Origin of the sequence: Rhizobium sp. 862_C5_N1_2 (assembly GCF_051811205.1) — a bacterium.
GTDB classification, from domain to species: Bacteria; Pseudomonadota; Alphaproteobacteria; order Rhizobiales; family Rhizobiaceae; genus Rhizobium; species Rhizobium leguminosarum.
The window spans coordinates 2330471-2343926 of sequence record NZ_JBPWPT010000001.1 but is presented as its reverse complement, the minus strand read 5'-3'; the positions used below and the strand labels follow the sequence as shown (position 1 = coordinate 2343926).

The 13456-nt window shown below is 63.3% G+C and carries 17 protein-coding genes; 13 read left to right on the top strand and 4 right to left on the bottom strand.

What is annotated here, in order from left to right; translation table 11 throughout:
* Positions 1-2: 2 nt before the first annotated feature.
* The 3 genes from ACD590_RS11830 to ACD590_RS11820 form a co-directional block, all read right to left on the bottom strand.
* Positions 3-797, bottom strand: a complete 795-nt coding sequence (locus tag ACD590_RS11830) for a helix-turn-helix domain-containing protein (protein WP_439002609.1) — start codon at positions 795-797, stop codon at positions 3-5.
* Positions 797-1210 (bottom strand): nuclear transport factor 2 family protein, encoded by a 414-nt coding sequence (locus tag ACD590_RS11825; RefSeq protein ID WP_171820906.1) that lies wholly within the window; start codon positions 1208-1210, stop codon positions 797-799. The genes ACD590_RS11830 and ACD590_RS11825 overlap by 1 nt, the downstream gene beginning before the upstream one ends.
* Positions 1211-1273: 63 nt before the next feature.
* Positions 1274-2059, bottom strand: coding sequence for a TSUP family transporter (locus ACD590_RS11820; protein ID WP_439002608.1), 786 nt, complete (start codon positions 2057-2059; stop codon positions 1274-1276).
* A 101-nt stretch (positions 2060-2160) separates the two neighbouring features.
* On the opposite strand from ACD590_RS11820, the gene ACD590_RS11815 reads away from it, so the two are divergent.
* The 8 genes from ACD590_RS11815 to ACD590_RS11780 all read left to right on the top strand — a co-directional run bounded on the left by ACD590_RS11815 (position 2161) and on the right by ACD590_RS11780 (position 8841).
* Positions 2161-2580 carry a cobalamin biosynthesis protein gene (locus ACD590_RS11815; protein WP_018242391.1) on the top strand — a complete coding sequence of 140 codons (420 nt, stop codon included), beginning with the start codon at positions 2161-2163 and terminating at the stop codon, positions 2578-2580.
* Positions 2581-2650: 70 nt separating this feature from the next.
* The gene (locus ACD590_RS11810; RefSeq protein WP_439002607.1) at positions 2651-3604 is read left to right on the top strand and encodes a nucleoside hydrolase; all 954 of its coding nucleotides are present in this window, start codon (positions 2651-2653) and stop codon (positions 3602-3604) included.
* A gap of 189 nt (positions 3605-3793) precedes the next feature.
* The gene (gene cobA / locus ACD590_RS11805; protein WP_439002606.1) at positions 3794-4633 is read left to right on the top strand and encodes a uroporphyrinogen-III C-methyltransferase; all 840 of its coding nucleotides are present in this window, start codon (positions 3794-3796) and stop codon (positions 4631-4633) included.
* Positions 4630-5937: a cobyrinate a,c-diamide synthase gene (locus ACD590_RS11800; RefSeq protein WP_018447294.1), complete on the top strand. Its 1308-nt coding sequence runs from the start codon at positions 4630-4632 to the stop codon at positions 5935-5937. Before cobA ends, ACD590_RS11800 begins: the two co-directional genes overlap by 4 nt.
* Entirely contained in the window at positions 5934-6998 is a 1065-nt protein-coding gene (gene cobD, locus ACD590_RS11795; protein WP_439002605.1) for a threonine-phosphate decarboxylase CobD, read from the top strand. Before ACD590_RS11800 ends, cobD begins: the two co-directional genes overlap by 4 nt.
* Complete coding sequence (gene cbiB / locus ACD590_RS11790; protein WP_439002604.1) at positions 6995-7975, top strand: adenosylcobinamide-phosphate synthase CbiB; 981 nt, start codon at positions 6995-6997, stop codon at positions 7973-7975. Before cobD ends, cbiB begins: the two co-directional genes overlap by 4 nt.
* 88 nt (positions 7976-8063) lie before the next feature.
* On the top strand, positions 8064-8264 hold the full coding sequence (locus tag ACD590_RS11785) for an ECs_2282 family putative zinc-binding protein (RefSeq protein ID WP_018074603.1): 201 nt from the start codon (positions 8064-8066) through the stop codon (positions 8262-8264).
* A 145-nt stretch (positions 8265-8409) separates the two neighbouring features.
* The gene (locus ACD590_RS11780) at positions 8410-8841 is read left to right on the top strand and encodes a L,D-transpeptidase (RefSeq protein WP_196767180.1); all 432 of its coding nucleotides are present in this window, start codon (positions 8410-8412) and stop codon (positions 8839-8841) included.
* Between the two features lie 43 nt (positions 8842-8884).
* Here the strand turns inward: ACD590_RS11780 and ACD590_RS11775 are convergent, their stop codons facing one another.
* Positions 8885-9607 (bottom strand): Crp/Fnr family transcriptional regulator, encoded by a 723-nt coding sequence (locus tag ACD590_RS11775; RefSeq protein ID WP_439002603.1) that lies wholly within the window; start codon positions 9605-9607, stop codon positions 8885-8887.
* Positions 9608-9762: 155 nt separating this feature from the next.
* Here ACD590_RS11775 and ACD590_RS11770 point away from each other — a divergent pair, with 155 nt between their 5' ends.
* The 5 genes from ACD590_RS11770 (at position 9763) to ACD590_RS11750 (ending at position 13428) form a co-directional block, all read left to right on the top strand.
* Positions 9763-9996: a hypothetical protein gene (locus tag ACD590_RS11770; protein WP_130716548.1), complete on the top strand. Its 234-nt coding sequence runs from the start codon at positions 9763-9765 to the stop codon at positions 9994-9996.
* Between the two features lie 52 nt (positions 9997-10048).
* Positions 10049-10327 (top strand): acyl carrier protein, encoded by a 279-nt coding sequence (locus tag ACD590_RS11765; RefSeq protein ID WP_003540486.1) that lies wholly within the window; start codon positions 10049-10051, stop codon positions 10325-10327.
* A 117-nt stretch (positions 10328-10444) separates the two neighbouring features.
* Positions 10445-10927 (top strand): 3-hydroxyacyl-ACP dehydratase FabZ family protein, encoded by a 483-nt coding sequence (locus tag ACD590_RS11760; protein WP_115157410.1) that lies wholly within the window; start codon positions 10445-10447, stop codon positions 10925-10927.
* Positions 10924-12129 carry a beta-ketoacyl-ACP synthase gene (locus tag ACD590_RS11755; RefSeq protein ID WP_028733090.1) on the top strand — a complete coding sequence of 402 codons (1206 nt, stop codon included), beginning with the start codon at positions 10924-10926 and terminating at the stop codon, positions 12127-12129. Before ACD590_RS11760 ends, ACD590_RS11755 begins: the two co-directional genes overlap by 4 nt.
* A gap of 12 nt (positions 12130-12141) precedes the next feature.
* On the top strand, positions 12142-13428 hold the full coding sequence (locus ACD590_RS11750; RefSeq protein WP_210067552.1) for a beta-ketoacyl-ACP synthase: 1287 nt from the start codon (positions 12142-12144) through the stop codon (positions 13426-13428).
* Positions 13429-13456: the final 28 nt, after the last annotated feature.

The window sequence follows — 13456 nt, the reverse complement described above, 5'->3', positions numbered from 1 at the left end:
GGTCAGTTGAGCGCGAGGCTGCGCAGGATGGCAGCCGTTTCCTCATCCGCCGGAAAGAAAGATTCGACCGCGAGTTCCGACAAAGTGATGTCGACGGGCGTGCCGAAGATCGTTGTTGTCGAGATCAGGGAAAGCAAGCCGGCCTTGGTCCAAAGCTGAAGGGGAACGGCGATGCCGGCATAGTCGGTATGGACCTCGCCAGCAGTTTTAGGCGCTGGATAGGACAACAACTCCTTCAAAAGCTTGTCCAACATTGGATCGCCCGAAGCCGAGAACTGTTGGCGCAGCCTGCCGATAAGGTGGGCGCGCCACTCGGAAAGGTTTTTGATATGGGGCGCCAATCCTTGTGGATGCAAGCTGAGGCGCAGTACGTTGACGGGTGCCTTGAGCAGAGACTGGTCAGCAACGGCTGAGAGCAGCGGAGCGATGGCCGCATTGGCCGCGATGAGTGTCCAATGGCGGTCGACGGCGATTGCTGGGAAGGGCTCGTGCCCTTTCAGCACTATGTCGATGGCGAGACGGGCCGGTTCCATTGCGGGATCGTCGAGCGCGCGTTCGGCAAAAACAGGAGCGAAACCCGCCGCGAGCAGCAGCGGGTTCCGATCGCGAAGGGGCACGTCGAGCCGTTCGGCAAGATGCAGCAGCATGTCGCGGCTCGGTGTCGAGCGCCCGCTCTCGATGAAGCTCAGATGGCGCTGCGAGATCTCCGCCTCCAGCGCGAGCTCGAGCTGGCTCATGCGGCGACGTTGGCGCCATTCGCGCAAATGGTCTCCAAGCGAGCGGGCGGTCGGCGTCATCAGGCGGCTTCCGGCAGCAAATCTATGAACCCGCGGACGGATTTCAGCTTGCCGCCTTGGAGTTCGGCGAAATCCGTGCCCTTTATCAGCGCTTCGCCATTTTCCGGGCCGAGGCCCCAGGAGAAGCGCAGGTTGTCGCCGTAGCCGTCGGCCGCCCCGATCAGGGCGAAGCGGAAGCCGGGGAAGCGGCTTTGCACGGCCTCGACCAGCGAATTGATCTGCTCATGGCCTTCTCCGCGCATCAGTGGGTCGATATAGGTTGCGGCTTCGCTCCAGCTCTCGGCGATGAGAGCGCGGCGGCGAGCGGCATCTGTCTCATTCCAGATGGCGAGATAGCGCTCTGCGTTGGTGTTTGCTTCGTTCATCGGGTCATCTCCTTCTGATCGCCCATCAGTTCCAGGCAGCCCGATCATGCGGGAAGGCGGTGCACCTTATCAATTACGCCAGAGGTAATGGAAGATGGTCGAGGGTTTGGGTCAGACGCCGAGCCACAGGCGCAGCGGATTTGCCGGGTCGGCGAGCAGCTTTACCGCAAGGGCGACGCAGACGATCACAAGCAGCGGCTTGATGAGCTTTGCGCCGATGCGTATGGCAAGCCGCGAGCCCAGCTGCGCGCCGAGGAATTGGCAGGCACCCATCAACAGGCCGATCTTCCAGAGTATCGCGCCGAAGCTTGCGAAGACGATCAGCGCGCCGAAATTCGAGCCGAGATTGAGAAGCTTGGTGTGGGCCGTCGCCTTCAGCATGCCGAAGCCGGCGAGCGTGACGAAGGCCAACATGAAGAAGGAGCCCGTGCCGGGGCCGAAGACGCCGTCATAAAAGCCGATGACAGGTACCAGCGTCAGACCGAAGGCGAAGGGAGTCATGCGGCGGTGGGTGTCGAGGTCGTTGAGGTTCGGCTTGACGGCGAAGAAGACGGCGATCGCCACCAGGAGTACCGGCATGATGGCCTGCAGCACCTGGCCTGGAACGATCGTCGCGAGTGCCGCGCCGAGCGCGCCGCCCATGGTGGCCATCAGCGCCATCGGCAGTTGTTCGGCAAGTTGCACATGGCCCCTGCGGGCATAGGCTATCGTGGCCGAGGCGGCGCCGAAGAGAGACTGCACCTTGTTGGTGCCGAGGGCCTGGAGTGGTGGAATACCTACGATCAGCATGACGGGAACGGTGATGAGGCCGCCGCCGCCGGCAATGGAATCGACGAAACCGGCAAAAAAGGCCGCCGCGCAGAGCAGCGGAAGCAGATGGAAAGCGATATCGGGCAAGGTGGTATTCCGGGGGAGGGACTTCAGACGGCCTTGTTGCATTTGCCGCGCCAAGCTGCAATGGCTGCAACGACACGGGCAGGGCGCATTCGACGGTTTCCATGAGCGATCTCTCTTTCGATACGGCGAGGCACCACGTGCTCGGCCTCGGCTGCGAGCGCGGGACGTCGCCTGCCGAGGTGCTGGCGCTTGCGATCGAGGCGCTCGACGTAGCCGGTATCGGCGCGGCGGAACTCGCAGCCATCGCCTCGATCGACAGCCGAAGACTGGAGCCGGCGATCCTTGCGGTTGCTGCGCATTTTTCCGTGCCTGGCGTCTTCTTCGATGCGCTGCGGCTGGAGGAGGAGACGCCGCGGCTCGCGAATCCCTCTGCGATCGTTTTTGCCCGCGTCGGCTGCCATGGGGTCGCCGAGGCAGCTGCGCTGGCGGCTGCGGGGCCGGATGCCGAGCTTGCTGTCGCCAAGATCAAATCTGCGCATGCGACGGCGGCAGTTGCCCGCAGCGGGTTGCAGAAAGCCTAGTGGGCGTTATGGTGGCGCCAATTCGCGGCGCCGTCCGGCAGCTTCACGGTTCACATCTAGAGGATATCTCATGCACAAGGTCATCTATGACACCGACCCTGGCGTCGACGACGCCATGGCGCTTCTCTTCCTGCATCGTCATCCCGAAATCGACCTTCTCGGCATCACCACGGTCTTCGGCAACGCCTCGGTCGAGACGACGACGCGCAATGCGCTCTTCCTCAAGCGTGAATGGAATATACCGGCACCCGTTTCCAAAGGCGCCAGCGTCACTATCGATTCCTCGCGCGCGGAGCGGCCATGGCCCGCCATGGTGCATGGCGAGAACGGCCTCGGTGATATCGACGTGCCCGAGACGATCGACCTGCCGCTCGATCCGCGCCCGGCGCATCGTTTTATCATCGACACGGTGCGCGCCTACCCGGGCGAAGTGCGGCTCGTCGCCGTTGGCCGTATGACCAATCTGGCGCTGGCGCTGAAGGAAGATCCCGAGATTGCGACGCTGGCCAAGGACGTCGTCATCATGGGCGGCAATTTCTATGTGCCGGGAAATGTCTCGCCCGTCGCCGAGGCCAATATCCACGGTGATCCTGAGGCTGCCGACATCGTCATGACCGCGCCCTGGAAGGTGGCCGTCATTGGCCTCGACGTCACCGCGATCACCACGATGAGCCGCAGCTATCTCGGCGATATGGCGGCTATGGGCGACAAGGCGGTCAAGCAGCTCGACGCACTCTCGCAGTCCTACATCGATTTCTACAAGCACGCGGTTGAAGACGGCATGATGGTGCATGACAGCTGCGCCTGCGTCTATGTCGTGGTGCCGGAGCTGTTCTCGTCAATATCGGGTGCAGTGCGTGTCGTCTGCGGCGGCATCGCCGATGGCCAGACGATCGTCAGGCCAGATGGGCGGCGTTTTCCGCCTGATGGCGCTTGGGATGGCTTGCCGAGCCAGATCGTCTGCACAGGCATCGAGTCGGAAAGGGTCCTCGACCTCATCCGTAATACGCTGCTTGCAGCCTGACACGCTTGAGGGCCGGCAGCATCGCGGCCGGCCCTTGGGATATATTGTAATATATTCATTGCGTTGTGCGGGTTCTCCGAGGATTTGAATCCGACGCTTCACAAAGTGATTCATGACCATCTCAGCAACTTCAAGTGAGGCGATGGGCGCGGCGTTGACCTTGCCCTTTGCGGGGCCTAGATCAGCAGGATGATCGATGCCGCATTCTCCAATCTTCCGGCGCTTGAGCCGGGCAGCGTCTGGCTCGTCGGCGCCGGTCCCGGCGATCCCGGGCTTTTGACGCTGCTCGCCGCCAAGGGGCTTTCCGAGGCCGACGTCATCGTGCACGACGCTTTGGTCAACGAGGAATGCCTGGCGCTGGCGCGGCCGGAAACGCTTGTGGAATATGCCGGTAAACGCGGCGGCAAGCCTTCGGCGAAGCAGCGCGACATCTCGCTGCGGCTGGTGGAGCTTGCGCGAGCCGGCAAACGGGTGCTGCGGCTGAAGGGCGGCGATCCTTTCGTTTTCGGCCGCGGCGGCGAGGAGGCGTTGACGCTGGTCGAGCACAACATCCCCTTCCGCATCGTGCCGGGCATCACCGCCGGCATCGGCGGGCTCGCATATGCCGGCATCCCGGTGACGCATCGCGACATCAACCATGCCGTGACCTTCCTCACCGGCCATGATTCCTCCGGCATCGTGCCCGACAGGATCAACTGGGAGGCGATTGGCCAGGGCTCACCCGTCATCGTCATGTACATGGCAATGAAGCATATCGGCGAGATCAGCGCCAATCTCATCGCCGCAGGCCGGCTGCCGTCGGAGCCCGTCGCCTTCGTCTGCAATGCGGCCACTGGGCGGCAGCAGGTGTTGGAAACGACACTCGCCGATGCGCCCGGGGCCGTTGCCGCCTCCGGGCTGGAGCCGCCGGCGGTGGTCGTCGTCGGTGAGGTGGTCCGGCTCCGAGCCTCGCTCGACTGGCTTGGTGCGCTGGCAGGGCGGCGCCTACAACCCGATCCATTCCGCCGGTCAGGCAAGGTGCGGGCATGAGCGGCCTCCTGATCGCAGCCCCTTCCTCCGGTGCCGGCAAGACGACGGTGACGCTCGGGCTGCTCCGAGCGCTTCGCCGGCGCGGCATCGCGGTCGCGCCCGGCAAGGCCGGCCCTGACTATATCGATCCCGCCTTCCATGCGGCAGCGAGCGGCACGCTCTGTCTGAATTTCGATCCCTGGGCGATGCGCCCGGAGCTGATCTCGGCCAATGCGGCCCTTCACCGTTCCGGCGACCGCATCCTCGTCATCGAGGCGATGATGGGGCTTTTCGATGGGGCGGCCGACGGAAGGGGTACGGCGGCCGATCTGGCGGCCCAGCTTGGGCTTTCCGTGGTGTTGGTCGTCGATGCTTCGCGCATGTCGCAGTCGGTGGCGGCGCTGGTTACTGGTTTTGCCGGTTTCCGTGCCGATGTGCGGGTTGCTGGCGTCATCCTCAACAAGGTCGGCAGCGACCGGCACGAGGCGATGCTGCGGCAGGCGCTCGAAGCTATCCGGATGCCTGTCATCGCCGTCATCGGCAGCGACAAGGCGCTTTCCCTGCCGGAGCGCCATCTCGGCCTCGTCCAGGCCGGCGAACACGCAACCCTCGACAATTTCATCGACCATGCGGCGGATGCCGTCTCCGAGGAATGTAATTTCGAATTCCTGCTGCGCATCGCCAGGCAGGGGCTCAACCGGCCGTCGGCCGCCAATATCGACCGGTTGCCGCCACTGGGTGCCCGCATCGCCGTGGCGCGCGATGTCGCCTTTGCCTTTTCCTACGAGCATATGCTGCTCGGCTGGCGCCGCCGGGGTGCTGCGATTTCCTTCTTCTCGCCGCTTGCCGACGAGGCGCCGGCTGGTGATGCCGATGCGATCTATCTGCCCGGTGGTTATCCCGAGCTGCATGCCGGGCGGCTGGCAGAGGCGCAGAATTTCCGCGCCGGCATGCTCGATGCGGCAGCGCGCGACATCCGGATCTATGGCGAATGCGGCGGCTACATGGTGCTTGGCGAGGGCTTGATCGATGCAAAGGGGCATCGCCATGAAATGCTCGGCTTGCTGCCCGTCGTCACCACCTATGCCGAGCGAAAGCGCCATCTCGGCTATCGCCGTGTTGTGCCCCTCGACGGCGCCTTCTTTGCTCGGATGATGACGGCCCATGAATTCCACTATTCCAGCGTCGTTTCCGAGGGCGAGGGCAAACGGCTTTTTCAGGTGCAGGATGCGCTCGGAACCGATCTGGGCGCCGCCGGTCTCAGGCGCGACCAGGTGGCAGGCTCCTACATGCATCTGATCGATCTTGCCGGAGCTGCAGGATGAGCGCACCGATCGTCCACGGCGGCGGCATCACCGCCGCTGCCGCTACCTTCGGCGGTAGACCGGAAGATTGGCTCGATCTTTCCACGGGCATCAATCCGTGCCCCGTCGCCCTGCCTGACATTCCGGCAAGGGCCTGGCATCGCCTGCCGGACCGGCATCTCCTCGATGAGGCAAGGCGTGCGGCGCGAGATCATTACCGCAGCGGCGAGATCTTGCCGCTGCCGGTGCCAGGTACGCAGTCGGTCATCCAGCTTCTGCCGCGCCTCGTCGAGGCGGATAGGCTGGTTGGCGGCACGGTCAACAGTGTCGCGGTGACGGATAACAGGGTTGCCGTGACGGACAACAGGGTTGCCGTGGTATCGCCGACCTATGGCGAGTATGCGCGCGCCTTCGCCTCGGCCGGTTTTGCCGTCGATGCGGTCGACGATATTGCCGCGATCGGAGCCGGACATCGGCTGGCTGTCGTCGTCAATCCGAACAATCCTGATGGGTTGATATGGCCGGCCGAAACGCTGATTGCCCTGCACGACAGGATGAAGGCAGCGGACGGACTTCTCGTCGTCGACGAAGCCTTTGGCGATACCGATCCGGCACTCAGCCTTGCATCCCGCGCGCCGCAGCTTTCCAATCTGGTGATCTTTCGTTCTTTCGGCAAGTTCTTCGGGCTTGCCGGCCTGCGGCTCGGTTTTGCGATTGCGCGCAGCGATATTCTCGCGCGTTTCGAAGACTGGCTCGGCCCCTGGGCGGTCTCCGGCCCGGCTCTTTCGATTGCAGCTTCGCTGCTGCGCTCGGACGTTTCTCCGATTCGCGGCCGCATCAATGAACGCTGCGCCGGCCTGCATGGGGTGCTGACGGGCGCCGGGTTGCAGCTTTCAGGAGGCACGGCGCTCTTCACCCTTGTCGCCGATGCGAGAGCCGACGACATTTACACACATCTCTGCCGCCATCATATTCTCGTCCGCAAGTTCGACTATGCGCCGGAGTGGCTGCGTTTCGGGCTGCCGCCCGATCCGGCGGCAGACAGGCGGCTTGGCGAAGCCCTTCAGAGATTTGAGCGATGACGATCGACGAAAACCTTCTCGTACTGCTTCTGGCGCTGCTGCTCGACCGGATCGCCGGCGATCCGCAATGGCTGTGGTCGCGGATGCCGCATCCCGTCGTCATGTTCGGCGCGGCGATCTCCTACGCCGAGCGGCAGCTCAACCCGGCAAGCCTCACGGGCTCGCAGCGCCGAATGAACGGTATCGCCGCCATCCTGGCGCTGCTTCTTTTGGCGGCGGCCGCCGGCTTCGTGTTCAACCGGTTCTTCGCGCTGTTCGGCCTTATCGGCATCTTGCTGGAGACCGGGCTGGTGGCGATCTTCCTGGCGCAGAAAAGCCTTGCCGATCACGTCGCGGCTGTCGTCGTCGCCTTACGCGACGAGGGGCTTGCCGGCGGGCGAGCCGCCGTTTCCCGCATCGTCGGACGCGATCCCGAGACGCTGGACGAGCCGGCCGTCTGCCGCGCGGCGATCGAAAGCCTTGCCGAGAATTTCTCCGACGGCGTCGTGGCGCCGGCGCTCTGGTATGCCGTCTTCGGGCTGCCGGGGCTCTTCGCCTACAAGATGCTGAACACGGCGGATTCGATGATCGGCCATAAGTCTGAAAAATACATCGACTTCGGCTGGGCGGCCGCTCGGCTCGACGATGTCGCCAACTGGCCGGCCGCGCGCCTCTCCATCCTGCTGATTGCCGCCGGCGCCTGGATCCGGCGGGGAACAAGCGCCGGCCGTGAAGCGATCCGCGTGGCGATGCGGGACGGGGCCTTACACCGCTCGCCGAATTCCGGTCGGCCGGAGGCGGCCATGGCGGGTGCGCTGAACGTCCAGCTCGCCGGGCCGCGCATCTATGGCGGCGTCATCGTGCGTGAACCGATGATCAACGACGCCGGCCGCGACGTGGCGACCTCAGGCGACATCGAGGGCGGCGTATCGGTGTTCTACGCCAGCTGCATGGTGCTCGCCGGTGTTACGTTCGGGCTGTTTTTGTGTTTTCTGTAGGGTTGTGCCGTGCACGCCCCCAGTGGACAGGCCAGGCTCAAACGTTTATTCCGACCGCCTCATATCTCATCAGACCGGAAGCAGAGCGATGACAGTTCAGGTTGAATTACCGTGCCCGAAGTGCAAGAGCACCAAGATGAAGTTCGAGCGGCCCGAGATCCGGGAGACCGACATCATCACCTGTGCGGCCTGCGGGCATAATCTCGGCACGATGGCCTCGATCCGCGAGAAGATGAACAAGGCCTACCAAGGGCTCAAGAAGCCTTCGGCGGCACGCAAGCTCCAGTGAGCAGGTGCCACTATCTTCCGGCGCTAGCTCCTGCTTTGGCTCGTTAAAATTGTGATTACCATTCGGATTAAAGCAATATAACAAGTATTGCCGTAGTCTCTCTTTCGTGAGGGCGCAATTAAGCTGCGCGAGTTCGAAGAGGGCTATGATGAAGACGATTTTGGCGGCTGCGGCCGCAAGTTTATTGCTGCAGTTTTCTCCCGTTGCCGCTCAGGCAGCAACGCTCGTCGCCAATATCAGCATCGGTAAGCAGATGATGACCGTTTCCGAGAACGGCTTCGTCAAGTATCGCTGGAAGGTTTCGACCGCGCGCAACGGCTATGTCACGCCGACCGGTTCGTGGAGCGCCAAGTGGCTATCGCGCGATCACCGCTCCAGAAAATACGACAACGCGCCGATGCCCTTTGCCGTCTTCTTCAACGGCGGTTACGCCGTTCACGCCACCTTCGACCTAAAACGCCTGGGTCGGCCGGCCTCGCATGGCTGCGTTCGTCTGCATCCCGACAATGCCGCCCAGTTCTTCTCGCTGGCGCGGCAGGCCGGCCTTGCCAATACCCGCGTAGTCATTACGCGCTAATCTCGGATCAGCGCCTGAAACCGAATTCGACAGCTGATTCCCTTTACGCGCTGATCATCCTCTCCAGCTCATCCATGTCGGGGACGATGATATGCCGGAAGTTCTCGATGCGAATGACGCCGCTCTTGCGCAACCTGGTCATCTGGCGGCTGACGGTTTCGATCGTCAGACCGAGGAAATCGGCGATCTCGGCGCGGGATAGCGGCAGGTCGAAGGCGGTGCTTGTGGCCGTTTGCGGTTCGGCATGGGTGGCGATGAGGTGGAGTAGGCTTGCGACCTTCTCCTCGGCGGTGCGCCGGCCGAGCGTCAGCATCCATTCACGCGCGGCATCCAGCTCCTTCAGCGCCTGATCGTGCAGGCTGCGCTGCAGTTCCGGCGTCTCCGATATCATGCGGTCGAGCAGGCTGCGGGGGAAGATGCAGATTTCGGCATCGGTCGCAGCCTCGGCCGACAGCGTGCTTTCGCGCACGAAGGGCCTGCCGACGAAATCGGGAGCGAATTGCAGGCCGACGATCTGCTGGCGCCCGTCCGGCATCACCTTGCAGAGCTTCACCACCCCGCGCATGATGTTCGAATAGAAAGAACTTTCCGACCCTTGTGCGATGATCTCGCAGCCGGCATCGACCTTGCGGCGCAGCGAGTGGCGGCCGAGGTCCTTCAACTGACCGCTCGACAGTACGCCGCAGACGACGCCGTGCCGCGCCTGGCAGGAACGGCAGGCGACGGGGATACCAACCTCGAGAACCCCACTATGTGCGACGTCCATATCCTGATCCCTTCGAAATCCGCATGTGCCGGGCGTAGATGCGCATGCCGGGCATACCGGGCATACCGTAGACGATTACGCCGCGATTGCGGGTTCGGCTATCCCGATTTCTTCCAGCGCGGCTTGATGATTATCAATTTCGCCGGGATCGCGATTTGATCCAGATCAAAGTTTGCGTGCCCTGGTTGTTAATGGAAGTGCGGCGTCGAGACGAGGCCGTCCGTGGGTTTGATTCGTGCGGCTTCTTCGCCCTCGCTGGTGAGACGGGTTTTCTGCAGCGGCATCGCCTCGCGCCTTGGGTGACGGCAAAGGCCGGCATTCCATTGCTGTTTAGGCAACACCCAGCCGGCAAATTGCCCCAACGCCGGGACGAAAGCATTGGCTTTTGAAATGGATTTGCCTATGAGGGGGTTTAAATCGTCATTTCATGAGGTACAGCGCGTGACCGCTACATTCGATAAAGTTGCCGACATTATTGCAGAAACCAGTGAGATCGACCGCGCGACGATCACGCCGGAGAGCCATACGATCGACGACCTTGGTATCGACAGCCTCGATTTCCTCGACATCGTCTTCGCGATCGACAAGGAATTCGGCATCAAGATCCCGCTCGAAAAGTGGACGCAGGAAGTCAATGAAGGCAAGGTTTCCACCGAAGAATACTTCGTGCTGAAGAACCTCTGCGCCAAGATCGACGAGCTCAAAGCAGCCAAGGCCTGAGCGATATAACAGTCTTTTTTGAACGCCCTGCCGCCCTGAATATGGCGGCCGGGCGATTTTGTTCCTAAGTAGGCGTCACCGGCGGGCGGATCTGGCCTGTCGGGCCGGAGGATCCGAATGCTGCTGGAATATTTCCAGATGATCGACCGCGTCGAAGCGGTGGACCTGAAGAAGGGCACGCTTAGGGCGCGATCCGTCGTGCCGGCGAAGAGCCCTGTCTTCGAGGGTCATTTTCCCGGCATGCCGCTCGTTCCCGGCGTGCTCCTGATCGAGACCATGGCGCAGGCCTCCGGCATGCTGGTGCTTGCCGTCACCAATTTCGCCGCCATGCCCTTCCTGATGACAGTCGACGGCGCCAAGATGCGCACTTTCGTCGAACCGGAAGCCGTGCTCGACATCGAGGCAGTGCTCGAGCATGACGGTTCGGGTTTCGCGGTCACCAAGGCTAAAATCACCAGCGGCGGCAAGAAGGTCTGCGATGCGCAGCTGAAACTCCGCACCATGCCGTTTTCCGAGGTGCCGCTCGGCGATATCGTGAAGAAACGTGCCGGCGAGATCGGGCTTCTCGAAGCGATCGCGGCGCAGGGAGTGATTGGATGAGCAAGGCTGCAAACGACGTCGTCATCTCGGGCATCGGCATCGTCACCTGTCAGGGCGTCGGCAAGGATGCGCATATCGCGCTGCTTTCGGCCACCAGCACGCCGAAGGCGATCGTCGAGACCGAGAAGTTCAAGCCCTATCCGGTGCACCCGCTGCCGGAGATCGACTGGTCGCAGCAGATCGCCAAGCGCGGTGATCAGCGCCAGATGGAGAACTGGCAGCGCATCGGCGTCTTCGCCGCCGGCCTTGCGCTCGATGATGCCGGTTTCAAGGATGATATCGAAGCCTGCGGCACGATGGACATGATCGTGGCGGCCGGCGGCGGCGAGCGCGACATCAATGTCGACACACTAATCGTCGACGAAGCGCTGAAGCGCAATGACCGCGAGCTGCTGCTCAACGAGAAGCTGACGACGGAGCTCAGGCCGACGCTGTTCCTCGCCCAGCTTTCCAATCTGCTCGCCGGGAATATCTCGATCGTGCACAAGGTCACCGGCTCGTCGCGCACCTTCATGGGCGAGGAAGCGGCCGGCATATCCGCCGTCGAGACCGCCTTCTACCGCATCAAATCAGGCGAATCCTCGCATGCGCTTGTTGGAGGCGCCTTCGCGGCTGAACGGCCGGATATGATCCTGCTCACCGAAGCGATCGGCGCCCATGCGCGCGGCGACTGGGTGCCGCTCTGGTCGCGCAAGCCGAGCGACGGCGGCGGCATGATCACCGGTTCGGCAGGCGCCTTCCTGGTGCTCGAATCGCGCAAACACGCCGAAGCCCGCGGCGCCCATATCTATGCGGTCATCGACGCGGTCGAGGGCGATCGCGGCAACCGCAATTCCGGCAATCTCGAAGTCCGGCTGGAGCGGCTTTTGGCACCAGCCGCCGGGCTTGCCGCCGAAAGCACGGCGATCTTTTCCGGATCAACCGGCATGCATGATTTGGCCGCCCGTGAGCGGGCGGTGCTCGAACATCAATTGCCGGACGTTGCGATCCGCGGCTTCGGCGGCGTCACCGGCCATACGATCGAGACGCAGTTCACGCTGGGTCTTGCGCTCGCCGCCCTTGCCGTCGACGGCAAGGCCAAGGTTCCGCCCTTCGATGCCGCCCATGAGGCGCCGATGCGGGCAGGCGCCACCGCCGCCGTCGTGACCACGGTCGGACACCAGCGCGGCGAGGGCATTGCCGTTCTTTCCGCAGATGCGTGAGGAGTGAGAGATATGACAGCTTCCGCTTATAGAGATCACCTCGGCCGTCCGATCGTGGCTGTTACCGGCATGGGCATCATCACCTCGCTCGGCCAGGGCCTCAGCGACAACTGGGCAGCGCTTTCGTCAGGCACGTCGGGCATCCACGAGATCAACCGCTTCCCGACTGAGGGCCTGTCGACGCGGATCGCCGGCACCGTCGATTTCATCGGTATTCCGGTGCCGAACGCCGTCGAGCGCTCCTATGCCTTTGCGCGCGAGACGACGATCGAGGCGCTGGCCGATGCCGGCCTTTCCGGTGATTTCAACGGTCCGCTATTCCTCGCCGCCCCGCCGATCGAGCCGGAATGGAGCGCGCGCTTCGAGCTTGCCGACCGTTCGCCGGCCTCCGACCATCCGGGTGATGCCTATGAGCGTTTCCTGACGGCGCTGCGCCAGCGTCCGGACCCGGCCTTCCATGAGGCGGCCCTGTTCGGCGCGATTTCCGAGCGCCTTGCCGACCGGTTCGGCACCCGCGGCCTTCCCGTGACGCTGTCGACCGCCTGTGCCTCCGGCGTCACGGCGATCCAGCTCGGCATCGAGGCAATCCGCCAGGGCCGCACGGATCGGGCGCTGACGGTCGCGACCGACGGATCGCTGAGTGCCGAAGCGCTGATCCGCTTCTCGTTGCTGTCAGCCCTTTCGACGCAGAACGATCCGCCGACCAAGGCTTCCAAGCCATTCAGCAAGGATCGTGACGGCTTCGTCATCGCCGAGGGCGCGGCGACCCTGGTGCTGGAATCGCTGGAATCAGCAGTCGCCCGCGGCGCCAAGGTGCTCGGCATCATGAGGGGCGCCGGCGACAAGGCCGACAGCTTCCACCGCACCCGGTCGTCGCCGGATGGCGGCCCGGCAATCGCGACGATCCGTGCAGCCCTTGCCGACGCCGGCATGAACGAGAGCGGCATCGGCTACATCAATGCGCACGGCACCTCGACGCCGGAGAACGACAAGATGGAGTATGGCGCGATGTCGGCTGTGTTCGGCGAGCGGCTCGTCGGCATTCCGGTTTCGTCGAACAAGTCGATGATCGGCCATACGCTGACGGCGGCGGGCGCTGTCGAGGCGGTGTTCTCGCTGCAGACGATGCTGACCGGAACGCTGCCGCCGACCATCAACTACAACAACCCCGATCCGTCGATCGTTCTCGATGTCGTGCCGAACAAGAAGCGGGAAGCACAGGTTTCAGCCGTGCTTTCCAACTCCTTCGGCTTCGGCGGGCAGAATGCCAGCCTTGTCATGGCGCTCGAACCGGCTTAAGCGGTTCCCGACAAATTTTCGAGACGAG

Bases quoted from the DNA above. Each gene is read 5' to 3' on its own strand.
- ACD590_RS11830 (WP_439002609.1), bottom strand. From the start codon at position 797: ATGACGCCGACCGCCCGCTCGCTTGGAGACCATTTGCGCGAATGGCGC.
- ACD590_RS11825 (WP_171820906.1), bottom strand. From the start codon at position 1,210: ATGATCGGGCTGCCTGGAACTGATGGGCGATCAGAAGGAGATGACCCG.
- ACD590_RS11815 (WP_018242391.1), top strand. From the start codon at position 2,161: ATGAGCGATCTCTCTTTCGATACGGCGAGGCACCACGTGCTCGGCCTC.
- ACD590_RS11810 (WP_439002607.1), top strand. From the start codon at position 2,651: ATGCACAAGGTCATCTATGACACCGACCCTGGCGTCGACGACGCCATG.
- cobA (WP_439002606.1), top strand. From the start codon at position 3,794: ATGATCGATGCCGCATTCTCCAATCTTCCGGCGCTTGAGCCGGGCAGC.
- ACD590_RS11800 (WP_018447294.1), top strand. From the start codon at position 4,630: ATGAGCGGCCTCCTGATCGCAGCCCCTTCCTCCGGTGCCGGCAAGACG.
- cobD (WP_439002605.1), top strand. From the start codon at position 5,934: ATGAGCGCACCGATCGTCCACGGCGGCGGCATCACCGCCGCTGCCGCT.
- cbiB (WP_439002604.1), top strand. From the start codon at position 6,995: ATGACGATCGACGAAAACCTTCTCGTACTGCTTCTGGCGCTGCTGCTC.
- ACD590_RS11785 (WP_018074603.1), top strand. From the start codon at position 8,064: ATGACAGTTCAGGTTGAATTACCGTGCCCGAAGTGCAAGAGCACCAAG.
- ACD590_RS11780 (WP_196767180.1), top strand. From the start codon at position 8,410: ATGATGAAGACGATTTTGGCGGCTGCGGCCGCAAGTTTATTGCTGCAG.
- ACD590_RS11775 (WP_439002603.1), bottom strand. From the start codon at position 9,607: ATGGACGTCGCACATAGTGGGGTTCTCGAGGTTGGTATCCCCGTCGCC.
- ACD590_RS11760 (WP_115157410.1), top strand. From the start codon at position 10,445: ATGCTGCTGGAATATTTCCAGATGATCGACCGCGTCGAAGCGGTGGAC.
- ACD590_RS11755 (WP_028733090.1), top strand. From the start codon at position 10,924: ATGAGCAAGGCTGCAAACGACGTCGTCATCTCGGGCATCGGCATCGTC.
- ACD590_RS11750 (WP_210067552.1), top strand. From the start codon at position 12,142: ATGACAGCTTCCGCTTATAGAGATCACCTCGGCCGTCCGATCGTGGCT.